The organism is Mesorhizobium sp. KR2-14 (assembly GCF_040049255.1).
Classification (GTDB): Bacteria; Pseudomonadota; Alphaproteobacteria; order Rhizobiales; family Rhizobiaceae; genus Pseudaminobacter.
The window spans coordinates 289,558-312,890 of the sequence record NZ_JBDZDR010000002.1; the positions used below are offsets into that span (position 1 = coordinate 289,558).

Sequence of the window (23,333 nt, forward strand, 5' to 3'; positions counted from 1 at the left end):
AGACGTTCCGTAAACAGGGAGGGGTGAAAAAGGTTCCGGTTAGTATTTTGTCCCTATAAGAAATCTGCGAGTCTCAAAAGGACAACTTCGATCTACATCGAAGTAGCCGCCATTAAGGTGAGACGATTTCAGATAGACCGTCAGAAAAGAGTTTGCGTGCGCTCCGCACCACGCTCTGGCCCTGCCTTCCTTTAATCATCGATTTATAGGGTTGTGATAGATGCCGTCTCGAATAGGGACGAAATGCATCTTCTGTTTGCAACATCGATCGTGCCCGACGGCGCGCTGGGATCGGGCTATGAGATTGCCAACGCGGCAATCATAGACGGCCTGCGCCGTGCCGGCGTGCGCGTCACGGTGCTGGGCTTCGTCTGGCCCGGACGCTCGCCTTCCGATCCCGAAAACACCATCGTTCTGGGCGAGGTCGACGTGCGCACCAACGGCGCGCCGCTGCGCCGCAAACTCGCCTGGCTGCGCGACGCCATGCTGTCGGGCCTGACCTTCTCTTCGGTCAAGCTGCGCACGGTCGGGCCTGCAACGGTGCGCCGCGCCGTCGAGGCTGCCGGCCCTTTCGATGCCTATGTTCTGAACTCGGTGCAGTTCGCCGGCGCTTTCGAAGGTGTTTTCCGTGATCGGCCGACTCTTTTCATCGCGCACAATGTCGAGCACCGCTCGGCCCGGGAAAACGCCCGCACCACCCACAGCGCCTTCCAGCGCTTCCTGTATCGTCGCGAGGCGCGGTTGCTGGAGAAGCTCGAAGAGCGGCTTTGCCGCAAGGCGCGTTTCGTCTTCACCCTGGCCGAAGAAGACCGCGAAGCCCTCGGCGTCGCTTCGCCCGCACGGTCGGTCGCGCTGCCGCTGGTCACCCGCGCCAGCGACCCGCCGCCGCCTGAAGGCCGCACGGTCGAATACGACGCCGCGCTGATCGGAACCTGGACCTGGCAGCCCAACCGCATCGGGCTCGAATGGTTTCTGCACCAGGTTGTGCCGCATCTGCCGCACGATTTCACGGTCAGGATCGCCGGCCACCTGCCGGGCGACGTCACCTCCAGCCATCCCGGCGTGAAGTTCGTGGGCCGGGTGCCCGACGCCGAGAGCTTCGTGCGCGGTGCCGCCGTCATCCCGCTGGTCAGCCGGGCCGGAACCGGCGTGCAGCTAAAGACCATCGAAACCTTCGAGCTTGGCCTGCCCTCCGTCGCCACGGCCAGTTCGTTGCGCGGCATCGACCACCGGCCGGAAAATTGCATCGTCGCCGACGATCCAGCGTCCTTTGCGGCCGCATTGCAACTTGCGGCTTCCGGCGCATGCCGCGACGTCGATGGCTGCGATTTCTACTGGCGTCAGCGCCATGCGCTGGACGCAGGCCTCCGGCGCGGCCTCCAGGCGCTGGGGCATATAAGCCTTGAGGTGACGGCGTGAATTTGCATTCCAACGGCGCCTCATTCGGGCTCGATTCCCGAAGGGACATTCTCGGCATATCGGTGGCCAGCGTCGCCCGCGACGAGGCGATCGGCATGCTGGAGCGGATGCTGTCCGAGCGCCGCTTCACCAAGGTCAGCTTCCTCAATGCGCACAATGCCAACATCGCCTGCACCGATGCCGAGTTCGCTTCCGCGCTCAAGGATTTCCTGATCCTGCCGGACGGCGTCGGCGTCGACATTGCTGCCAAGCTTCTCTACGGCGAGGCATTTCCGGCCAATCTCAACGGAACCGACTTCATTCCCGGCTTCCTGAAGGCCTCGAAGCAATCGCTTACCGTCGGTCTCATCGGCACCACGCGGGCCAACGCCGAGGCCGCGGCGGAAAGGCTTTCTGCACTGACGCGGCAGCACCGCTTCGCCGTGCTTCACGACGGTTTTTTCACCGAGCAGGAAGAATCTGAAATCCTGGAACGCATCGCCGGGCTGCGCCCGGATATCCTCCTGGTGGCCATGGGCGTGCCCCGCCAGGAACTGTGGATCAGCCGCAAGATCACAGACAGGCATTGCACGCTGCCCATCGCGGTCGGCGCGCTTCTGGATTTTCTCAGCGGCGCGGTGCCGCGCGCACCGTTGTGGATGCGCCGACTGCGCCTGGAATGGCTGTTCCGGCTGCTGATAGAGCCCCGCCGCCTTTGGCGCCGCTATGTCGTGGGCAACCCGCTGTTCCTGGCGCGCGTGCTGCGGCAGAAATTCTTCGGGCGGGCATGATGCAGCACGCCGCAGCCTCCTTCGAAATCACGGCGCCGCGGCAGACTGCGCTGCGCGCTGCCATCGTCACCGCCAGCTACGCGCCCGATTTCGAGCGCTGCCGCCTGCTTTGCGAGACGCTGGATCGCTACGTTACCGGCTCCCAGCATCACTACATCCTGGTCGAGGGGCGCGATGTCCCGCTTTTCCGCCAATTGGAGCGGCCTGGCCGCACGGTGGTGGACGAGCGCGACCTGCTGCCCGGCTGGCTCCATGTCATGGATGATCCGCTCAGCCTCTTTCGCCGGCGCGTGTGGTGGAGTTTCAGGACGATGCCACTGCGCGGCTGGCACGTGCAGCAGCTGCGCCGCATCGCCATCGCCGCCCATGTCGAGCCGGAAGTGCTGGTCTATGTCGATTCCGACGTGGCGTTCCTGAAAGCCTTCGATTGCGGAGCGTTCGAGCGCGATGGCAAGGTGCGGCTGTTTCGTCGCGACAATGTCGCGAGCGGGCTTACGCGATATGGTCATCACATCTGGTCGAAGAACGCTGGAAGGGCGCTTGGCATCGTCCATCCGGAAATGTCGCCGCACGACTATATCTCCACCCTGATCGCCTGGCGTCGTCAAAGCGTTATCGACATGTGCGCGCGCGTGGAGGCCACAACGGGCCGAGATTGGGTCGAAGTGCTCGGAAGGGCACGCCAATTTTCCGAGTGCCTGCTTTATGGCCGGTTCGTGGATGAGGTTCTTCACGGCCAGCACCACTTCCACGGTGCGGAGGAGTTCTGCCGCGTGCACTGGGTCGGCGAGCCGCTGTCGGATCAAGGTTTTGGCGAGTTCGTCGCCTCCATGTCTCCCGAGCAGGTGGCCATCGGCATGCAGTCCTTCATCGGGACAGATCTTGGCCGCATCCGCCGCCTGGTCGAAGCCTGACTCCTTTTCGCTCACGCAGCCTGTAGGTCGCGCCTGCCAGCGAGCGTCATGCCGCCTTGGCCGGCCGCTTGAGCGCGGAATAGGTGAGGGCGGCCGAGGCCACCCAAAGCGCGGCAAACAGCGCGTTCAACGACCATATGAGTTCCGCCGCGTCCGGACCGTGCTTGAGCATGAAGACCAGAAGCAATGCCTTCAGCCCGGCCAGCATGGCGAGGTTGAATGCCCGCAACAGCGTCTGCCCGCGCGCGAACAGAAGCTCCGACTGGTACTCGACAAGGTTGCGCAGGCCCGGCACGCAAAGGCCAAGCCCGACCAGGGGAGCGGCGGTGGAAACATTCTTGCCCAGTATATTCGGGAAGAAGTGCAGGATCACCGCCAGCGCGAGCAGCGCCAGGGTCGAGACGGTGAAGACGCCAAGCTCGATGCCGACGCGTGTGCGCAGCCGCGCCAGCATTTCGGGCGCGCGCATCATGCGTTGCACTAGCATCATCGAGAAGGTGCGGATGGGGATGGCGGTCAGGTCCACCAGCCGCATGATGATGGCATAGACACCGGCAAGCTGCGGCCCGCCAATTGAAAGCACCAGCAGCTTGTCGAACTCCATCTGCAGGTAGAACAGCACCTCGGCCCCGGCCACATAGACCGAGTCCGCCATGCGGCGCAGATATAGCGGCAGCCGCAGCCGCAGGCGCTGGCGCGGGTAGAAAAAGGCGAAGGCGATGACGGCCGAAACCGCATTGGCTGCGGTATAAAACAACGACCAGTCAGCCAGCGTCCGGCTCGGCCAGAAGAAGAACGCCGCCGCAAACAGCGCGCGCATCAGCGTACCGGCAATCGCCATCACCGAGGCGCGCCCGAAGCGGCCCAAGCCATTGTTGACGATCAGCACCACTTCCACCGGCCGCCACAGCAGGGCTTCCGCCAGGATCACGGCGGCAAAGACCGACAGCGCCATCTCGCCGGCGAAGAACAGCAGGTAGACGCCGAAACCGGCGGCGGCCAGAACCGGCAGTGACAGCAAGGCCAGCAGCAGGAAGCCGGCCGTGAAGGTGCCGATGAGGTTCGGCCGCACCGTCGCGGTCCGGTAGAGCGCCGAAATGAAGCCGAAGGCCAGCAGCCGCGAAAGCATCACCCCGGCGGCGGAAGCGGTGGCGAAGCGGCCGAAATCGGCCAGCGAGAGCGCGTTGGCCAGCGCCACGAAATAGACGAGCGAGAACACCAGCCGCCCGCCCGCGCCGCTTACGGCCGAGAAATAGTCGCGTATCAGGCCGCGCCGTTCCGAAAGGAAGGCGGAAAGGCGGGCGCCGAGGAGCCCGGTTTGGGTGTTGGTGGCCTGGGTCATGGTGTCAGTGCCGACGCTAGCAGCGAAAGCTTAATGCGCGGTTCCGCGCGTGCGGTCGCCGCGGGCGCGCGGCATCAAGAATGCACGGCGCCGAAGGCCATTAACGGTTTGTTTTCCATGAGTGCTTAGCGTGGCATTGCGCATTGTCCGCAGTTTCCCCGTTCGAAAAGCCGCGCCAGGATGTCAGAAACCGAAAATCGCGCCGACCTGAAGCGGTCGCTTCTCGCCTATGCGCGCGATGAGGGCGACCACGCTCCGCTTGGCACCGGCTCGCTTCTGGCTCTGGCCCGTGACAATGACGATGTTGAAGGCGCGCTGGAGCGCCATCGCGCCGCCCGGTCGCGCCGCGAAGAACGGATTCGACGCGAGGCTCTGGCGGCGATGGATGCCGCCGCAATGGACGCTGTGGCCAGGGACGCCGGAGCACGGCCGGCATCGCCGGTGGCAAGCACCCCGGCCCACCCGAGCGGCAGCCTTTCCGGCTGGCTGTCGCGATTCAGGCGCGGCAGGGCGGGGCTGGAACCCGCCGCAAACGAACACGTCCATCACCGGCCGGCATCCGCATGGACGGCGCATGCCGTTTCCCACATGGGCTCGGAAGATTTCTCCGAAACGCTAGAAGCCGACGACGACCGCCATTGGAAGCCGCTGATCGATCCGATGAAGGTGATCGGCGGCATCGGCCGTTCGTGGAAGCTGGTCGTGCTCTGCACAGTGCTGGGCGCGCTTCTGGGCGTTGCGGTCGCCGTTTCGACGCCCAAGAAATATGTCGCGGTCACCGAATTGCTGATCGACCCGCGCGACCTCAAGCTGGTCGACCGCGATCTTACCCAGGCCGGCTTCTCCAATGAGGCCACGCTCGCCATTGTGGAGAACCAGGTCCGCGTCATCACCTCGGGCACGGTGCTGAACCGGGTCGTGGACACGCTGCATCTCGATGAAGACCCCGAATTCAATGGGCAGGGTGGCAGCCGTGGGCTTCTTTCCGGCCTTCGCTCGGCGCTGTCGGGTGCCAAGGGCGCGGACGATGCGGGTACGCGTCGCGCACTCGCGATCGACAATCTGGCCGAAAGCCTTTCGGTCGAGCGCGGCGGCAAGACCTTCGTGGTGGTGATCGCCGTGAAGACGCTGGACGGTGAGAAGTCGGCTCTCATCGCCAACACCATGGCCGACGTGTTCCTCAAGACTTATGGCGAGCTCCAGTCGGACACCGCCACCCGTGCCACGGAAGAGCTTACCGCACGTCTTTCCGAACTGCGCGACGGCGTCGAGGCCGCGGAGCGCAGTGTCGAAGCCTTCAAGGCCGAGCACGACATTATCAACCCGCAGGGCAGGCTCATCACCGACGATGAGCTTGTGAGGCTCAACGACCAGCTTTCCATTGCGCGCGCCCGCACGCTGGAGCTGAAGGCCAAGGCCGCCTCGGCCGGGTCGGCGAATGTCGGGGCTGTCGTCGGCGGCGAGTTGCCGGAGGCGCTGGCCTCTCCGATAATGACTGAGCTGCGCGCGCAATACGCGGCGACGAAGAGCGAGGCCGACCGCCTGGCCGTCAAGCTCGGTCCGCTCCATCCGCAGCGTCAGGCGATCGACGCCCAGCTTGCCGGCGCACGCGAGCAGATCAGTGCCGAGCTGCGCCGCATAGCCGCCGCCGCCCAGACCGAACTCACCCGCTCGCAGCAACTCGAGCAGGAGCTGTCGTCGCGGCTGGCGCAGCTCAAGGTCCGTCAGGGCGGCGTAAATCGCGACATGGTGGCCTTGCGTGAGCTGGAGCGCGAGGCCGCCGCCAAGCGGGCTGTCTACGAGGCCTTCCTGCTACGCGCCCGCGAAACCGGCGAGCAGCGCGACATCAACACCGCCAATATGAGCGTGATTTCGGTCGCCTATCCGCCGCTGAGGGCGAGCGGCCCGTCGCGCTCCACCATCGCGGTACTGGGCACCGTACTCGGCTTTTTCGGCGGCGTGGGTCTTGGCGGCATGCGCGGCGCCTATGAAAGCCTGCGCGAAACCGCAAATCGCCGCCGCAGCCCGGCCGTCCGGCCTGTGACAGCGCCCACCGCGATGACCGGGCCTGAAGACGATCCCACCGAACCCGGGGGCGGGCATCCGCGCCGGCCGGAGCCAGGCAGCGCCCACCGTGCCCAGCCGCTGCTGCGGGCCGTGCCGCAGCCTGTCGAGTCCTCGGCGCACGCCTTTGCGCCGGACCATGCACCCGAAAGCGAGCAAGAGATCGCATCCACGGGGCCAAGCGCGCCGGCGACGCATGGCGATGTTCCCCGACTGGCCGCCCCGGCTGCGCCCGAACCGTCGATCGACGAAATCCGCGCCAGCCTGCGCGATTTCCGCCATCGGGTGGAGGGGCTCGCAGAAGCCCGCACCCGACGCCGATATTTCTGAGGGTTCTGCAACGCCAATTGCGGCTTCGCGCCATTCAACGGCGCAACGACGGGATTGCGTCGCGGATTTTTCGTGACTATGCCTTTTCACACAGTGCTTGCGCCAGGGAAGAGACATGACTGAAATTATTGACGGGAAGATCGTAGCCGAAGATGTCGTGGAAACGGTGAAGCGTTTCACGGCCGAGCTTGCGGAAAAACACGGCGTCCAGCCCGGACTGGCCGTGGTCATCGTCGGCGAGGATCCGGCAAGCCAGGTCTATGTCTCCTCCAAGGGCAAGAAGGCCAAGGAATGCGGCTTCCTCTCGGTGCAGCACACGCTGCCGGCCGAGACCAGCGAAGCCGACCTTCTCAAGCTCATCGGCGACCTGAACGCCGACCCGACCATCCACGGCATCCTGGTGCAGCTGCCGCTGCCCGACCATATCGATTCCGGCAAGGTGATCCAGGCCATCGCGCCGCAAAAGGACGTCGACGGCTTCAGCTTCGTCAATGTCGGCAAGCTCGGCACCGGCGAGATCGACAGCGCCTTCGTGCCCTGCACGCCGGCCGGCTCCATGCTGCTCATCGAGCGCGTGCGCGGCAAGGACCTTTCGGGCCTCAACGCGGTCGTCGTCGGCCGTTCCAACATCGTCGGCAAGCCCATGGCCAACCTGCTTCTGGCCGCCAACTGCACCGTCACCATCGCGCACAGCCGCACCAAGGATCTGCCCGCGCTCGCCCGCACCGCCGACATCCTCGTCGCTGCCGTCGGCCGTCCGGAAATGATCAAGGGCGACTGGGTAAAGCCCGGCGCTACCGTTATCGACGTCGGCATCAACCGCATCCCCGCGCCGGAAAAGGGCGAGGGCAAGTCGCGGCTGGTGGGCGACGTCGAGTTCGACAGCGCGCACAAGGCGGCCGGCGCCATCACCCCGGTTCCCGGCGGTGTGGGCCCGATGACCATCGCCATGCTGATGGCCAACACGCTGGTCTCGGCAAGCCGCGCCGCCGGCGTCGAACCGCCGGCCTTCTGACCACTGGCCGCACCAGCTATGCCGGCCTCGCCGCAGCCCGTTCCGGTGGAGATGCAGCTCTTGCCCAACGGCGTGCAAGGCGGCCGGCAATTCGCCTTCCTGCTGGTCGACAAGTTCCCGATGTTTTCGCTGGCCGCGGCCATCGACACGGTGCGCTCGGCCAACCGGCTTCTCGGCCACAACTTTTATGGCTGGACCACCGTCTCTGCCGATGGCGAGGCGGTGACCGCCTCCAACGGCCTGGCGCTGAAGGTCGGCTACAGCGTGGCCGACATTCCGCAGGTGGACATCCTGTTCGTCTGCGTCGGGCTCACCACCGAGTTTCCGGGCAAGAGCAAGGTGCTGGCCGCTCTGCGCGGCTGGGGCCGGCGCGGCGGGGCGCTCGGCGCGCTTTCGGCCGGCTCATACCTGCTTGGCGAAGCCGGCCAGCTCGACGGCTATCGCTGCACCATCCATTGGGAAAACCGCGCCGGCTTCAGCGAGCGCTTTCCCGAGATCCAGTGCACCGGCAATGTCTTCGAGATCGACCGCAAGCGCTACACCTGCGCCGGCGGCACCACATCGATCGACCTCATGCTGGAGATCGTGCGCGGCGACCTGGGACCCCACATCGCCAACGGCGTCGCCAACCAGTTCCAGCACGAACGCATCCGCTCGGCCACCGACCGCCAGCGCATAGGGCCGGAGCGCGACCTGACCGGCAAGTCGGAGAAGCTGCGCAAGATCGTCGAGCTCATGGCGGACAATCTCGATGAGCCGTTTTCGGCGCTCGAGCTTGCCAAGATGGCCGGGCTTTCAGTGCGCCAGGTAGAGCGCCTGTTCCTGCGCCACCTCAACGTCACGCCCGGGCGTTACTATATGCGGCTGAGGCTTGAGCGGGCGCGCGAGCTGCTGCGCCAGACCAATATGCCGATCCTCGACGTGGCGGTCGCCACCGGCTTCACCTCGCATTCCTACTTCGCCCAGAGCTATCGCCTGCAGTTCGGCCGGCCGCCCTCGGAAGAGCGACGCACGACGTATTGAGGGGGCGGCGCGTTCCCTCCCCCTTGAGGGGGCGGCCCGAACGGCCGGGAAGGGTAGGTTCATGCCCGGCACTACCGTAGTTTGAATTCATCCACGCGATACGATGCGACAGGCTCATTCTGCACCGCTGCGGCAGCTTTGGTCGACCGGCATGGGTCCCCGGAACCTTCGCACTTCGCTATCGCTCCTGCTTCGGCCCGAGGATGACGGGGATAGGACGGCCGGGAGCAGCACTGGTCAGCGAGTTGCCCACCACCAGCTTGCCTCTTCCTTCTCGGTCTCTGTCATTTCGCGGTGTTCCCAAGCCTTGCCGTTCCAGCGACGCATCGCAGCATTTGAACTGTCCGGTCGCCAATCGGCATGACGACCGCGCAAGGCTTCATACAGCCGCTTCAAAAGCGCCCGCACGTCTTTCCCCCAGATTGTATCCCCAGCCGCCACTCAATCAAAGATTGGCGACTGATGCAACTATGGGGCGTGAATTTTGATGGGGCACGCTGTCCGCGTGCGGTCGCTTTCGGCCAGTGGAGGAGAGCGGCAGGCTATCCCAGTCCGAACGCACGGGCGCCTTCGTCGGCGCGGCCGGCCATCTGGCGGAAGCCGGCGAACAATTCGCGGCCGAAGCCGTGTTCGTTCTCTGTGAGGTCGATCAGCGGCACTTTTCGAGCCTTCAGTTCGGTCTCGGGGATGAACACGTCAAGCGTGCCGTTCTCGGCGTCGAGGCGGACAAGGTCGCCGTCGAGGATCTTGCCGATGACGCCGCCTTCCAGCGCCTCGGGCGTGACATGGATCGCGGCCGGCACCTTGCCCGATGCGCCCGACATGCGGCCGTCGGTGACAAGCGCGACCTTGTGCCCGCGATCCTGCAGGATGCCGAGAATGGTGGTGAGCTTGTGCAACTCCGGCATGCCGTTGGCGCGCGGGCCCTGGAAGCGGATGACGGCGACGAAGTCGCGGTCGAGTTGGCCGGCCTTGAAGGCGTCGTGCAGCGCCTGCTGACTATCCAGCACCACGGCGGGTGCCTCGATGAAGCGCCGCTCCGGCTTCACGGCCGAGGTCTTGATGACCGCATGGCCGACATTGCCGGAAAGCATCTTCAGGCCGCCGCTCGGCTGGAACGCCTTGGCGAATGGCGCCAGCACCTTCTCGTCGCCGCTCTGCTTGGGCGCCGCTTCGCGCTGCACCGAGCCGTCTGCGCCGAGCCTGGCTTCCACAGCATAGGGGCGCAGGCCTTCGCCCCACACGGTCTGCACGTCCTCGTGCAGCAGGCCGGCATCGAGCAGCTCCCGGATCAGGAAGCCCATGCCGCCGGCGGCGTGGAAGTGGTTCACGTCGGCAAGGCCGTTCGGATAGACGCGCGCCAGGAGAGGCGTGGCGTCGGAAAGGTCGGAAATATCCTGCCAGGTCAGCCGGATGCCGGCCGCCGCGGCCATGGCGATGAGATGGATGGTGTGGTTGGTCGAGCCGCCGGTGGCGTGCAGGCCCACCACGCCGTTGACTATTGAACGCTCGTCGATCATGCGGCCGACAGGGGTGTAGGCGTTGCCCAGTGCGGTGATGGCCAGCGCCCGCTTGGCCGCTTCCTTCGTCAGCGCGTCACGCAACGGCGTGCCGGGATTGACGAAGGAGGCGCCCGGCGTGTGCAGGCCCATGATCTCCATCAGCATCTGGTTGGAGTTGGCCGTGCCGTAGAAGGTGCAGGTGCCGGGGCCGTGATAGGACTTTGACTCCGCTTCCAGCAGTTCGGCGCGGCCGACCTTGCCCTCGGCATAGAGCTGGCGGATTTTTGCTTTCTCGTCATTGGGCAGGCCGGAGGTCATCGGCCCGGCCGGAATGAACACGGCCGGCAGATGGCCGAAGGTGAGTGCTGCGATCACCAACCCGGGCACTATCTTGTCGCAAACGCCGAGGAAGACGGCGGCGTCGAACATGTTGTGGCTGAGCCCCACCGCCGCCGCCATCGCAATCACGTCGCGCGAGAACAGCGAAAGCTCCATGCCCGGCTGGCCCTGGGTGACGCCGTCGCACATGGCCGGCACGCCACCCGCCACCTGTGCGATGCCGCCGGCTTCATGCGCGGCCTGCTTGATGAGCTGCGGATAGGTCTCGAAGGGCTGATGCGCCGACAGCATGTCGTTGTAGGAGGTGATGATGCCGAGATTGGGCACCGTGTCGCCGCTGAGGACCGCCTTCTCGCCCGGTGCGCAGGCGGCAAAGCCATGGGCAAGGTTGCCGCAAGACAGAACGGCGCGGTTGGCGCTGCGGCCGGCTGCCTGCGCGAGACGCTCGAGATAGAGCTCGCGCGAGGCCCGCGAACGCTCGCGGATCCGCTCTGTAATGGCTTCGATGTCGCTTCTGGCGTTCATGACGGTCGGTCCTTTGCGGGGCAGGTCCCGGAAACGGTGGGAGGGCCGGTTCGCGGAACCCGCGATGGTTCAGGGTGCCCAGAAGATTTGCACGGGCACCTTTGCGTGGTCGAAGACGGCGCGCACCGGCAGATGCGGTTCGCCGTCGAGGGCGGCTTCCAGCACGCGGCGCTTTTCCGCGCCTTCGATGTGGAGGGCGATGAAACTTGCGCCAGCGATGCGCGGCAGGGTCAGTGTCAGGCGCGGCTCGATGCCGCTCGGCGCGTGCACCGGCAGCACATTGGCCCGGGCGTCGGAGTCGAGAAGTGCGGCCAGATTGTCGGCGTCAGGGAAGAACGAGGCCGTGTGGCCGTCCGCGCCCATGCCGAGGATCGCGGCATCGAGCGGCAGGGCGTTGCGCGCGACTGCTTCGTCGGCGCGTCGGGCCGCTGTGGCGACGTCGTCTGCCGCTGAGTAGAGGCCGATGAATTCGGCGGCGGCCGCTTCGTTCCGCAGCAGGTTGGCGGCGACCAGCCCGGCATTGGAGCGCGGCGAATCCGGCGGCACGAAGCGCTCGTCCACCAGCGTTACGATCACCTTGGCCCAGTCGATCTTTTCGCGCGACAGCGTGCGGAAGAACAGGCCGGGCGTGGTGCCGCCCGAGACGGCGAGCGTGGCCTTGCCGCGCACTGCGATTGCTGCGGCCAGCACGCCGGCTACCTTTTCGGCGAAGGCCGAGGCCAGCGCCTGCGACGAGGCGAATTCGTGCCAGTTGAGGGCGGCCTTGTCCATCCCGCTCAGCTCTCGTGCCAGGTGCGGCCGTCGCGCTCGATCAGCGCGATGGAGGCCGAGGGGCCCCAGGTGCCGGCGGTGTAGCCTTGCGCTTCCTGGCGGCTGTCTTCCCAGGCACCGAGGATGGGGTCGATCCAGCTCCATGCAGCCTCGACCTCGTCGCGGCGCATGAACAGCGACTGGTTGCCGCGGATCATGTCCATGATCAGCCGCTCGTAGGCGTCCGGATTGCGCTCCTGGAAGCTCTCGGCAAAGCTCATGTCGAGCGGAACGTGGCGCAGGCGCATGCCGCCCGGCCCCGGGTCCTTGATCATGATCCACTGCTTGACGCCCTCATCGGGCTGCAGCCGGATGACCAGCTGGTTGGCGGCGATGTTGCCGGCGCTGTCCTCGAAAATGGAATGCGGGATCGGCTTGAACTCGATGACGATTTCCGAAACACGGGTGGCCAGCCGCTTGCCGGTGCGCAGGTAGAAGGGGACACCCGCCCAGCGCCAGTTGGCGATCTCGGCCTTGATCGCCACGAAGGTCTCGGTGTTGCTTTCGCTGTTGCCGAGTTCTTCGAGATAGCCCTTGACGGGCCCGTTGGCCGATGCGCCGGCGCGATACTGCCCGCGCACGGTGGTCTTGGGCGCTTCGTTGCCGTTGATGCGCTTGAGCGAGCGCAGCACCTTCAGCTTCTCGTCGCGCAGCGCATCCGCCTCCATCGAGGACGGCGCTTCCATGGCCACAAGGCACAGAAGCTGCAGCATGTGGTTCTGCATCATGTCGCGTAGCGCGCCGGCCTTGTCGTAATAGGTGATGCGGTCTTCCAGCCCCACCGTTTCGGCGACCGTGATCTGGACATGGTCGATATGGGCCGAGTTCCACAGCGGCTCGTAGAGCGCGTTGGCGAAACGCAGCGCCATCAGGTTCTGCACCGTCTCCTTGCCGAGATAGTGGTCGATGCGGAAGATCTGCTGCTCGGAAAAGACCTCGGCTATCTGGTCGTTCAGCTCGCAGGCGGAGGTGAGGTCGCGGCCGATGGGCTTCTCCATCACGATGCGAGAAGTCGGCGTGACCAGGCCCACTTCCTGCAGGTGCCTGGAAATGTGGCCGAACAATGCGGGGGCGACCGCGAGATAGAAGGCGCGGATGCTTCTGCTGTCGCCAACCACCTTCTTCAGCTGTTCGAAGCCATCGCCCGACACTGCATCGATCCCGACATAGCTGAGGCGCTTCAGGAAGGACTCAAGCTGCCCCTGGTCGATCTCGCTTGGCTTCACATGCGTGGAAATCGACTTGCGGGCGAAGGCGCGGTAGTCGTCGTCCGACAGTCTGGCGCGCGACGCTCCGATGATCCGGGTGGGTTCGGAAAACTGGCCGGCGCGCTGGCGCTGGTAGAGTGCGGGCAACAGCTTGCGCTCGGCAAGATCGCCGGTGCCTCCGAAGACGATGAGGTCGAAAGGTTCGACTGGGATGATCTGGCTGGTCATTCTACATTCCGGAATCGCGGTAGCTGACAGTTCGACCTCTTGTATTCTAATCGATTTAAAATTGCCAGAGCCTGGCTGTCACAGCTCCTGCCTTCACACTGGTCCAATCTCGACCCCTGTGCTCGGGCGATAGTTGCCCGAGCTGCTGACCTGCACAGCATAGGACAAGCGGGGCTGGAATCCAGAGGAGGTGGCCATGGCTACGCATCTTTCTAGAACGGTGGCGGATGGCCGCGCCTTCATGCAACTCATCGATGGCCGCCAGGTGGATGCCCTGTCCGGCAAGCGCATAGATGTGCTGTGCCCATCCGACGGCAAGGTTTTCGCCTCGATTCCCGCGGCCGGCGAGGCCGATGTGGATATCGCCGTGCGGGCCGCGCGCTGGGCTTTCGATGAGGGCCCGTGGAGCCGCATGCCGGCGGTGGAGCGCGGGCGCTGCCTGACGCGGCTGTTCCAACTGGTGGAAAAGCACGGTGACGAACTAGCCGCACTTGAATCGCGCGACACCGGCAAGCCGATCCGCCAGGGCAAGGCTGACGTCATTGGCGCGATGCGCTACTATGAGTTTTATGGCGGAGCCTGCGACAAGATCCATGGCGACACGATCCCGTTTCTCGAGGGCTATACGGCGCTGACCCTGCGCGAACCGCATGGCGTGGTGGCGGGCATCATTCCGTGGAACTATCCCCTGCAGATCCTCGCCCGCGTTGTGGGCGCCGCTCTTGCGATGGGCAACACGCTGGTGGTCAAGCCGGCCGAGGACGCGTCGCTGACCACGATCCGCATTGCGGAACTGGCACTGGAGGCCGGCATTCCGGCCGGTGTGTTCAACGTGGTGACCGGCTATGGCCGAGATGCCGGCGCGTCGCTTTCAGCCCACCCGCTGGTCGACTACGTCACCTTCACCGGCTCGACGCTCACTGGCACGGCTATCCAGCAGGCCGCGGCGATCAACAATCGCGGCGTTACGATGGAACTTGGCGGCAAGTCTCCGCAGATTGTCTTCGCCGATGCCGACATCGAAGCGGCGCTGCCGGTGCTGGTCAGTGCGATCATCCAGAATGGCGGCCAGACCTGCTCGGCCGGCAGTCGCGTGCTGATCGAAAGGCCGATCTATGATCGCGTCGCGGCGGCGCTGGCCGAGCGGTTCTCGACACTGGTCGCCGGCCCGCATGATGCGGATCTCGACCTGGGGGCGCTGATCAACCCACGGCAGAAGGAGAAGGTCGCCGGGATGGTCGCCGCCGCGGAAGAGGCTGGCATTCCGGTGCTGGCGCGCGGTTCGGTCCATCCCGATGCGCCGGCCGGTGGCTATTATCAGGAGCCGGTGCTGTTCGGACCGGTCGACCCGGCAGCCGCAATTGCGCACGAAGAAATCTTCGGGCCGGTGCTGACGCTGTTTCCGTTCGAGGGCGAGGAGGAAGCGGTCCGGCTTGCCAACGGCACCGACTTCGGTCTCGTGGCTGGCGTCTGGACGAAGGACGGCGCACGCCAGCACCGCGTCGCCAAGCGCGTGCGCGCCGGCCAGGTGTTCGTGAACGGCTATGGCGCGGGCGGCGGCATCGAGCTGCCCTTCGGCGGCTTCAAGAAATCGGGCCATGGCCGGGAAAAGGGCTTTGAGGCGCTCTACGACATGTCGGCCACCAAGACGATCGTCTTCAACCATGGCTAAACGCAGCCATTGCGCGGTTCAGGAACAGGAAATCTCATGGCACGTCTGAAGGGCAAGGTCGCAATCATCACCGGGGCGGCATCGGGGTTTGGCGAGGGCATGGCAAAACGCTTTGCCGAGGAGGGCGCCAGCGTGGTGGTGGCGGACCTCAATGCGAGAGGCGCCGAGCGTGTTGCGGGCGAGATAGGCGAGGCCGCGATTGCGGTGCAGACCGACGTATCGCAGCGTTCCGAGTTCGACGAACTGATTGGCGCGGCAATGGAGCGCTTCGGCCGCATCGACGTGATGGTCAACAATGCTGGCTACACCCACCGCAACGGCGACATGCTCGGCGTGGAGGAGGAGGTGTTCGACCTGATCACTGCCGTCAACATGAAGGCGATCTACCATGCCGCGCGCACCGTGGTGCCGATCATGGAGGCGCAGGGCGGTGGCTCGATCATCACCACCGCGTCGACAGCCGGCCTGCGCCCCCGCCCGGGCCTGACCTGGTACAACGCCTCGAAGGGCTGGGCGATCACCGCCACCAAGTCCATGGCGGTGGAACTGGCGCCCAAGAACATCCGCGTCAATTGCCTGTGCCCCGTGGCTGGCGAAACCGGCATGCTGGCCCAGTTCATGGGCGAGGATACGCCGGAAATGCGCGACAGGTTCCGCGCCTCGATACCGCTCGGACGATTGTCTACGCCGCTGGACATAGCCAATGCCGCACTGTGGCTCGCTTCCGACGAGGCTGCCTTTATTACAGGCGTGGCGCTGGAGGTCGACGGCGGCCGCTGCGTCTGACACAAGGCTTTCGAGGCGTGAAAGTTCACCTGTGGATTCAGGGCCTTGCGGCGGTCTCCATGCATGGGACCGAGGTGCGGACACCTTGAGGGAGACGTCCATCTGCACTCTCGCTTTCTTGCGTGCTGTGTCACAATGTTAGCGCCGTGCCGCAAAATGTTGCGGTTTTAGTCACTTTTCAGCCGGGAAATTGCTGCTTCTTGTGCGCGGGCCGGGGCGTACATGGAGTAAGGGGCCCGCGTGAAATATCTGGAGAGGGTGAGGGCGTGTCTGACGCTCGGCACCGTCGTGTCAGCCTGTTTTCTTGCCGGTTGCAATACGCAAGGAACTGGCCGCATGACGGACGACATCAAGACTTCGTCCATCGGCAGGACATCATCCGCAAAAACGTCGTATGGCTACACGGCCAAGGACAAGGAATGTCTCGCCCGCGCAATGTTTTTCGAATCCAACCGGTCGAGCCGCGACGGCCTTGTCGCCGTCGGCACGGTGGTGATGAACCGGCTGCAATCCGGCGCCTATGGCGACAGCGTTTGCGAGGTCGTCGGCCAGAAGGGGCAGTTCGCGCCCGGCGTGCTGTCGCGAAAGATGGAATCGAAGGCTCTTCCCGACGTGATCGCGGCGGCCGATTCCGTCCTGAAAGGGGAGCGCCACCCGGGCGTGAAGAACGCCATGTTCTTCCATACGGCCGGTCTGCGCTTTCCATACAAGAACATGCACTATGTGCTGGTGGCCGGCGGCAACGCCTTCTACGAAAAGCGCAGCCGCCACCGCAGGCCTGAACTGCCGGCGGCGACTGGCGTGGCCAGCGCGGCGCAGCCGCAGCCCGTCGCGACGGCAATTCCGCGCGACACCACCGTGACGCAGCAGAGCGCGAGCGCCGAGATTTCCTCCCCTGCGACCGCCCAGAGAGAACTGTCCTATGCGGCGGACAAAGAGGCGTTGGACGCGATCGGCGCCGTGATTGCCGCGGAAGGACGGCCGCTGGTGAAGGTCGACTAGGCATTTCCTACCTGCCGCTGTCGCAGCTGAAATTCTGAACTTGAGGATCGACAAAGACGCCCGGCAGCATTGCCGGGCTGTTTTTTTGCCGGCGCCTAGACGGCGCAACTGTGAAATGTCACGCGCTGTGCCCGCGCAATGAGCAGCCGATTTATTTCAGGTTCGCCACCAAGAATATTGTTTTTACTGGCGGTGTTTTCCAACGGGACTTGATTTTATCTATCAGTTCATAATGGAGATATTGAAAGATAATATCTGCATTTGCATGTTTAGAGAATTCGAATGGAAAAAAATGCAGGTACGTAGCAATATTTCTTTCGTTTAAATAAAGTAAACGACCTATTAACATGGATCAATGTCCCATGTTGGTCGGTGTGTATATTTGAGGTTGTCGCATCACTCGCGATATGGTTGTACGAATAATTATAAATATACTTCTGGTTGCGATGGGCGTCTGCATATCCAAGGGGGAAATCCACAAGAGTTAGTCAAGAGTTGGAAAGTGCATCTCCAGCCGTTTGCCATGAAAATGCAGTGGCGCTGCTGCGGGTGCACCAGTGGGGTAGAAACATGATGAATTCGACAGCTGCAGCTGGCAGTCATGCCGTGTTGAATGGGAGCCGCCAGGCGATAAGCCTGGCCTCAACGTCCTCGGAGGAGGTGGTTGCGCCCGCTGGCGCAGCCGGCGAGAAGCTCGGGGTCTCCGAGACCGCGGAGCGACCGCGTCGCTCATTGGTGATCATTGACAATCGTGCTCTCGACCGCGAGTGCTTTGCGCAAAGCCTTGCGGCTCACAAGGACGGAATGGAGGTTCTGGCTTTCGGTTCGATCCAGGACTGGAATTCCAAACAGCACAAACATCCGCCGCTGGCGGCGATTTTGCTGAATGTGGGCGGCCGGAAGATCAGCGACCCGGATGTTTCGGGAGAGATCGTCCGGTTGAAGACGGAGTTCGGCTCGATCCCGGTGATTGTTCTGGCCGACACCGAAGAGCTTTCGCAGATCCTGAAGGCGCTGGAATGCGGGGCGCGAGGGTATATTCCGTCCTCGGTTGGCATCGATGTCTGTGCCGGGGCGATCAGCCTTGCCTTGGCAGGCGGTATCTTCGTTCCCGCCAGCAGCGTTCTGGCCGTGCGGCAAAGCCTGGCTTCCGGTGGCGAGACCACGCCCCCGATGGGCGGCATGTTCACCGTGCGCCAGGCGGAGGTTGTCGAGGCGCTGCGGCGAGGCAAGGCCAACAAGATCATCGCCTATGAGCTGAACCTGCGCGAGAGCACCGTCAAGGTCCACATCCGCAACATCATGAAGAAGCTGAAGGCCACCAACCGCACCGAGGTGGCCTACAAGATCAATGACCTCTTTCCCGCAGATTTCCCGCCGCCGGCGTTCAACAAGTCTGCAAGCTGGCAACGGCAGGGATAACCCCGCGCCGCGCCTTCCGAGCTGATGTTGCGGTGGCCGCGAGGCCGCCGCAACCGGCGCTTTTCTAAGCGCCAAGTGGCCGCGCGCCAGCAGATTTCCGGGGCCACCCTAAGCGATCGCGCTTGAGCGGTGCCATCTTCCCGCACGTCATCAAATCCAGGACGAGGGTCTGCGCGGCTGGCTTGCCGGCCTCCGCGTGGTGGTGACTCATTCGCGCGAGAAGATAATGCGGCCGCGCGGGCACGGGCTCGAAACTGTTCGGCGCGCAAGCAGGCCTAATCCGCAAGTAGTAGCTCAGTCCGTCTGTGCTAATCCTTTTTGCTCGACCAATGAAACAATAGTTCTGGCAAGTAAGTTTTGTATTGTTGGCGGCGGCGTTGCATGGCTATTTTTCGCTCACGGCCGCTGGGCGGGTGGCTGGCAGTGAGTGCAGTCGGAGCCTTCAATGAGACCATCCACTCGTCGACACGAATTCAGTATCCGGGCAGGCGCCGCCGGGAGGGTGGATCGCACGCCCTGCTGCGGGCATTTCAACATGACGGTCGCTGCCGCGGCTGCAAACTTCCTTAAACACGAAACCAGGTGAAAGGCATCGCGTAGGCACGAAACGGCGTTTCGTGGGCGACGATGTCTTGGCGCGGCGTCGTTTGGCGCCTCGAGCTACACAAAAAACGAGAATTTTGGGGGGAGTAATGATGCCGTTCGAACTGTGGGCGCGTTCACCCGAGAGGGACCGCCAGGCCGATCAAGTGCGCTTTCAGCGGCTTCTGGAAGCCCTGACCGAGCTATCGTCCCAGGTGGAGCACGAAACGGAGGGCCTGCAGGCCCGATATGTGCGCGTCTCCGACAGCGCAGCGCTCCTGGCGCAATGTCCGGAAGGAATAGCCGTGATAGCAGATCCGACCAGCACAATGGCCCGTTGCCTGGCGCGCATCGCTGCCTTGCAGGGGCAGATAGCCTTCATCGAAATGTTGCGGCAAAGCGTTCTTTCCTATGCCGAGGAGGTCGCGCTCGAGGCCGTGTCCGCGAAAAACGGCACATGGCATTCGCACCATTGAACCCCTGCAACGCGAACGGCATGATGGGCCTTTTTTCGAGGCAGGCTGCAAGCCCTCTTCTCTTCGACCCGACCGGGCGGCTTCCGATCGGATCGAAGGTATTGGCCCTAGATCCGGTCGCGCAGGGCAAACCAGTTCAGCGCCAGGAACAGCAAGGGCGCCCGCAGGCGGCTTCCGCCGGGGAAGGGCGGGATCTTCAGTTCCTCAAACAGTTTCAGCCGGTCGCGGTTGCCTGCCACGGTCTCGGCATAGAGCCTGCCGACAAAGTTGGACAGCATCACGCCATGGCCGGAATAGCCGCCGGCGAAAATCACGTTCGGCATCACCTCGCGCACGAACGGCTTTCTGGGCATGGTTATGCCGACATAGCCGCCCCAGCCATGGGTGATCTCCACGTCCTTCAGGTCGGGATAGAGTTCGGCGATCTGCTTGCGGATGTGGATGTGGATGTCCTTCGGGTCATCCACCGCGTAGACCTCGCGCCCGCCGAACAACAGCCGCCCGTCCTTGGACTTGCGGAAATAGCGCACGACGAAGCGTGAATCGTCGACCGACTCGCCGCCGGGGATCGCCGGGCTGTCGGCGCCTAGCGGCACCGTGGCGCCGATGAAGGAGCCGATGGGCATCACGTGGGCCGAACTCACCGGTTCCAGCTTGCCGCCATAGGCGTTGACCGCGATCAGCCCCTTGTCGGCGGTGATCGTGCCGAAGGGAGTGGTGACGCGCACCTTGCCGCCGGAAGAGGTGATGCCGGTTGCCGGCGTCTTCTCAAACAACTGCGCACCGGCGGCGGCCGCAACGCGCGCGGTGCCGATGGCTAGCTTCAGCGGGTGGATATGGCCGGTGCCGGTGTCGCGTGTGCCGCCGAAATAGGCGGTCGAACCCAGGCGCTCGGCCGTTTCCTTCGCATCCATGAAGCTGACATGCTTGTAGCCGAAGCGCGTCGCCAGGATCTCGGCATGCGCCTTGTAGGCATCGACGAAACGCGGCTTGTGCGCGACCGACAACTGGCCTGGCATGAAGTCGATGTCGATTTCATGCACGCGGGCAAAATCGAGCAGATGGGCCTTCGCCTCCTCGGCGAGGTCGAACAGCGCCTTGGCGCGGGTGAAGCCGAGTTCGGCCTCCAGGTCCTCGGCCCAGGCGCGCTGGCCGGTGCCGAGCTGGCCGCCATTGCGGCCCGAGGCGCCGTCGCCGAAGCGATGCGCCTCTATCAGGACGACATTGACGCCGGCCTTGGCCAGATGAGCCGCCGCCGACAGGCCGGTGAAGCCGCCGCCGATGACGACGACATCGGCGCTGCGGTCGCCGTCGAGAGCAGGATAGGCCGGCCGTTCGCCGGCCGTTGCCTCATACCAGGAATATCCCGGCGAGATCGGACTGCTGTGGTTCATGGGATCGGCCTTCAAACATTGAGAAGCAGGTATTCCCGCTCCCACGGGCTGATCACTTCCATGAAAGTCTCGAACTCGGCGCGCTTGATTGCCGCGTAAGTGGTGACGAAGGGCTCGCCAAGGATGGCGCGCAGGTCCTCGTCCTGCTCGAACAGGTCAACCGCCTCCAACAGTCCGCGCGGCAGATCGATCTGGTCCTCGTTGGCCGTGGTCAGTATCGGCGCGTCCGGCTTCAGGGCCTTGTTCATGCCGATGAGCCCGCAGGCAAGTGAAGCCGCCAGCGCCAGATAGGGGTTGGCGTCGGAGGACGGGATGCGGTTTTCCACGCGCCGCGCAGCCGGATCGGAGCGAGGCACCCGGAACGCCACGGTGCGGTTGTCGTAACCCCACTTGTTGTTCACGGGCGCCGAAGCCGCCTGGGTGAGCCGGCGATAGGAGTTCACATAGGGCGCGAACATCACCAGCGCATTCGGCACATGGCGCTGCATGCCGCCGAGGAAGTTGAAGAAGGTTTCCGTCTCCGAGCCCTCGGGAGCCGAGAACACGTTCTGGCCCGTCTTGCGGTCGATGACGGACTGGTGGATGTGCATGGCCGAGCCCGGCTGGCCCTGGATCGGCTTGGCCATGAAGGTGGCGTAGGTGTCGTGCTTGAGCGCCGCCTCGCGGATGGTGCGCTTGAACAGGAACACCTGGTCGGCAAGCTCGACCGGGTCGCCATGGCGCAGGTTGATCTCGAGCTGGCCGGCGCCTTCCTCATGGATCAGCGTGTCGATCTCCAGGCCCTGGCTCTCGGAGAAATGATAGATGTCATCGATCAGTTCGTCGAACTCGTTGACGCCGGCGATGGAATAGCCCGCGCCGCCGCCAATCGGCCGGCCGGAGCGCCCGACGGGCGGTGTCAGCGGATAGTCCGGGTCGGGATTCTTGCGGACGAGGTAGAATTCGATTTCCGGCGCCACGACCGGCTTCAAACCCTTCGCCTCATAGGCGGCGACAACGCGCTTCAGCAGGTTGCGCGGGGTGAACTCGACCGAGCGGCCGTCCTGGTGGACGAGGTCGCAGATGACCTGCGCGGTCGGGTCCTCTTCCCAGGGAACGGCACTGAGGGTGGAAAGGTCAGGCACCAGCTTCAGGTCGCCGTCGTCTTCCGGATAGGCAAAACCGTTGCCATCTTCCGGATAGCCACCGGAGATGGTCATCATGAACACGGCCGAAGGCAGCGCCAGTGAGGTGTTGGAGGTGAATTTGCTGGTTGGCATCATCTTGCCGCGCGCGACACCCGCCTGGTCGGGGGTGATACATTCGATATCTTCGATACCGCGCCATTCAAGCCATTCGCCAGCTTCCTTCCAGTCCTTTACGCCCCGCAGGTTTTTCACAAATGCGGGCACACGAGTGCGTCCCCCGGCCTTCGAGGGGCGAACTTCCTTTTTAGGGGCAGGCATCAATCACCAAGATTTGTTTCGGATGCGCGAGTATAGCCACGCGTCGCGACGGAAGAAAAGGGGCATGAAGACTTTTGCAAACCCGCTGCGCCGCGCGTAGGTTCAGCCGCGCAGGCCGTCCAAAAGCCGGTTCAACACAGGTTGCAGCACTTCGGGCGTGATGGGCTTAGCAACCACCGCATCGACCACCGGCAGTTCGGAAATGCCTTCCCCGCTCACAATTCGGACCGAGAGCAGAATCACCCTCGGAGCACGCGCGCCGAACCGCTGGCGCAACGCCACCAGCGATGGCATGAGCAGGTCGCAATCGCGATTATCGGCGCCGCCGTCCAGAAGGACGATGCCCGGAAGCTGCGCATCCAGCGTCTTCAAAGCGGCTTCCGGGTCTTCCGAAACGGGCCGCAGACCTGACTTTTCGACGATCCGCGATATGACCACACGGTTCACCGGAGAGTTTCCGACGACGAGCGCCTTGGCAGTATCGATGACGCCAATTTCGTGCCCGGCGAGCGGCGCAGCCGTGTCGGTCGACACGGCACCGCGGGCTGATCTGCTAGGTGACAATGAACCGGCTCCCCTCGCTTTTCAATTTTTAGTTGAGTACGCGGTGCAAATAGTCTCCGGCGTTCATACACGTCAAGCCTAGCTCATCGCAATGTCGAGCTTGATGAAAACATAAAAAATACTGAACGACTATTTGAAGGGGGAAGTCGACGCAAATGAGTGCGGTGAAAATGGCATCACCCGCACGAAAAAAATCGTGCGGGTGATGCGAGCATTTCGGCGAGTGTGTGCGCGGCGCGGTTGCGCCGGAAGCTAGCGCGAAGACTGGGTGACGATCACCGGAATGAGCAGATCGCCCCAGTTGCCGTTGGCATCGTGATGCCGGGCCGAGCGCACCAGTTCCACCGACACGCCGGCTTCCACCGCCTTCATGACCGCCTGGTTGAGGCGGTGGAGATCATTGGCGACGATGCGGATCGCGGCCTGCTGTTCGGGGCTCATGGCCGAAGACTGCTCCTCGGCCCGTTCCTTGACGCGAGTTCTGGTTGTCATTGTGGTGCT

19 protein-coding genes are annotated in these 23,333 nt (G+C 64.1%); 11 read left to right on the plus strand and 8 right to left on the minus strand.

Annotated features, from left to right (window positions below; translation table 11 throughout):
- Nucleotides 1–243: 243 nt before the first annotated feature.
- Genes ABLE86_RS05905 through ABLE86_RS05915 form a run of 3 tightly spaced genes read left to right on the plus strand, consistent with a single transcriptional unit; the run spans nt 244 to nt 3,103 of the window.
- Nucleotides 244–1,419: a glycosyltransferase gene (locus tag ABLE86_RS05905; RefSeq protein ID WP_348778004.1), complete on the plus strand. Its 1,176-nt coding sequence runs from the start codon at nt 244–246 to the stop codon at nt 1,417–1,419.
- Nucleotides 1,416–2,189, plus strand: coding sequence for a WecB/TagA/CpsF family glycosyltransferase (locus ABLE86_RS05910; RefSeq protein WP_348778005.1), 774 nt, complete (start codon nt 1,416–1,418; stop codon nt 2,187–2,189). Before ABLE86_RS05905 ends, ABLE86_RS05910 begins: the two co-directional genes overlap by 4 nt.
- Complete coding sequence (locus tag ABLE86_RS05915; RefSeq protein ID WP_348778006.1) at nt 2,186–3,103, plus strand: DUF6492 family protein; 918 nt, start codon at nt 2,186–2,188, stop codon at nt 3,101–3,103. Before ABLE86_RS05910 ends, ABLE86_RS05915 begins: the two co-directional genes overlap by 4 nt.
- A 46-nt stretch (nt 3,104–3,149) precedes the next feature.
- Here ABLE86_RS05915 and ABLE86_RS05920 read toward each other — a convergent pair whose 3' ends face one another.
- Nucleotides 3,150–4,445: a lipopolysaccharide biosynthesis protein gene (locus ABLE86_RS05920; protein ID WP_348778007.1), complete on the minus strand. Its 1,296-nt coding sequence runs from the start codon at nt 4,443–4,445 to the stop codon at nt 3,150–3,152.
- 180 nt (nt 4,446–4,625) lie between these two features.
- Here ABLE86_RS05920 and ABLE86_RS05925 point away from each other — a divergent pair, with 180 nt between their 5' ends.
- The 3 genes from ABLE86_RS05925 to ABLE86_RS05935 all read left to right on the plus strand — a co-directional run bounded on the left by ABLE86_RS05925 (nt 4,626) and on the right by ABLE86_RS05935 (nt 8,877).
- Complete coding sequence (locus tag ABLE86_RS05925) at nt 4,626–6,839, plus strand: GNVR domain-containing protein (RefSeq protein ID WP_348778008.1); 2,214 nt, start codon at nt 4,626–4,628, stop codon at nt 6,837–6,839.
- Between the two features lie 115 nt (nt 6,840–6,954).
- Nucleotides 6,955–7,854, plus strand: coding sequence for a bifunctional methylenetetrahydrofolate dehydrogenase/methenyltetrahydrofolate cyclohydrolase (locus ABLE86_RS05930; protein WP_348778009.1), 900 nt, complete (start codon nt 6,955–6,957; stop codon nt 7,852–7,854).
- 18 nt (nt 7,855–7,872) lie between these two features.
- Entirely contained in the window at nt 7,873–8,877 is a 1,005-nt protein-coding gene (locus ABLE86_RS05935; protein WP_348778010.1) for a GlxA family transcriptional regulator, read from the plus strand.
- Nucleotides 8,878–9,419: 542 nt separating this feature from the next.
- On the opposite strand, the gene edd is transcribed toward ABLE86_RS05935, so the two are convergent.
- The 3 genes from edd to zwf all read right to left on the minus strand — a co-directional run bounded on the left by edd (nt 9,420) and on the right by zwf (nt 13,489).
- Entirely contained in the window at nt 9,420–11,243 is a 1,824-nt protein-coding gene (edd, locus tag ABLE86_RS05940; RefSeq protein WP_348778011.1) for a phosphogluconate dehydratase, read from the minus strand.
- Nucleotides 11,244–11,312: 69 nt separating this feature from the next.
- Nucleotides 11,313–12,014: a 6-phosphogluconolactonase gene (gene pgl / locus ABLE86_RS05945; protein ID WP_348778012.1), complete on the minus strand. Its 702-nt coding sequence runs from the start codon at nt 12,012–12,014 to the stop codon at nt 11,313–11,315.
- A 5-nt stretch (nt 12,015–12,019) separates the two neighbouring features.
- The gene (zwf, locus tag ABLE86_RS05950) at nt 12,020–13,489 is read right to left on the minus strand and encodes a glucose-6-phosphate dehydrogenase (RefSeq protein WP_348778013.1); all 1,470 of its coding nucleotides are present in this window, start codon (nt 13,487–13,489) and stop codon (nt 12,020–12,022) included.
- Between the two features lie 196 nt (nt 13,490–13,685).
- On the opposite strand from zwf, the gene ABLE86_RS05955 reads away from it, so the two are divergent.
- The 5 genes from ABLE86_RS05955 (at nt 13,686) to ABLE86_RS05975 (ending at nt 19,429) form a co-directional block, all read left to right on the plus strand.
- A complete protein-coding gene (locus tag ABLE86_RS05955; RefSeq protein ID WP_348778014.1) occupies nt 13,686–15,161 on the plus strand; it encodes an aldehyde dehydrogenase family protein in 1,476 nt (491 codons plus the stop codon).
- Between the two features lie 36 nt (nt 15,162–15,197).
- A complete protein-coding gene (locus tag ABLE86_RS05960; protein WP_348778015.1) occupies nt 15,198–15,947 on the plus strand; it encodes an SDR family oxidoreductase in 750 nt (249 codons plus the stop codon).
- 336 nt (nt 15,948–16,283) lie between these two features.
- A complete protein-coding gene (locus tag ABLE86_RS05965) occupies nt 16,284–16,949 on the plus strand; it encodes a cell wall hydrolase (protein WP_348778016.1) in 666 nt (221 codons plus the stop codon).
- 570 nt (nt 16,950–17,519) lie between these two features.
- Nucleotides 17,520–18,371, plus strand: a complete 852-nt coding sequence (locus tag ABLE86_RS05970; protein WP_348778017.1) for a response regulator transcription factor — start codon at nt 17,520–17,522, stop codon at nt 18,369–18,371.
- Between the two features lie 692 nt (nt 18,372–19,063).
- Entirely contained in the window at nt 19,064–19,429 is a 366-nt protein-coding gene (locus ABLE86_RS05975; protein WP_348778018.1) for a hypothetical protein, read from the plus strand.
- 107 nt (nt 19,430–19,536) lie between these two features.
- On the opposite strand, the gene ABLE86_RS05980 is transcribed toward ABLE86_RS05975, so the two are convergent.
- From ABLE86_RS05980 to ABLE86_RS05995, 4 genes are all read right to left on the minus strand, one after another.
- Nucleotides 19,537–20,823 (minus strand): FAD-binding oxidoreductase, encoded by a 1,287-nt coding sequence (locus ABLE86_RS05980; protein ID WP_348778019.1) that lies wholly within the window; start codon nt 20,821–20,823, stop codon nt 19,537–19,539.
- A gap of 11 nt (nt 20,824–20,834) precedes the next feature.
- Nucleotides 20,835–22,268 carry a glutamine synthetase family protein gene (locus ABLE86_RS05985; RefSeq protein ID WP_348778020.1) on the minus strand — a complete coding sequence of 478 codons (1,434 nt, stop codon included), beginning with the start codon at nt 22,266–22,268 and terminating at the stop codon, nt 20,835–20,837.
- Nucleotides 22,269–22,370: 102 nt separating this feature from the next.
- On the minus strand, nt 22,371–22,832 hold the full coding sequence (locus tag ABLE86_RS05990) for a response regulator (protein WP_348778021.1): 462 nt from the start codon (nt 22,830–22,832) through the stop codon (nt 22,371–22,373).
- Nucleotides 22,833–23,084: 252 nt separating this feature from the next.
- Entirely contained in the window at nt 23,085–23,324 is a 240-nt protein-coding gene (locus ABLE86_RS05995; protein ID WP_348778022.1) for a hypothetical protein, read from the minus strand.
- Nucleotides 23,325–23,333: the final 9 nt, after the last annotated feature.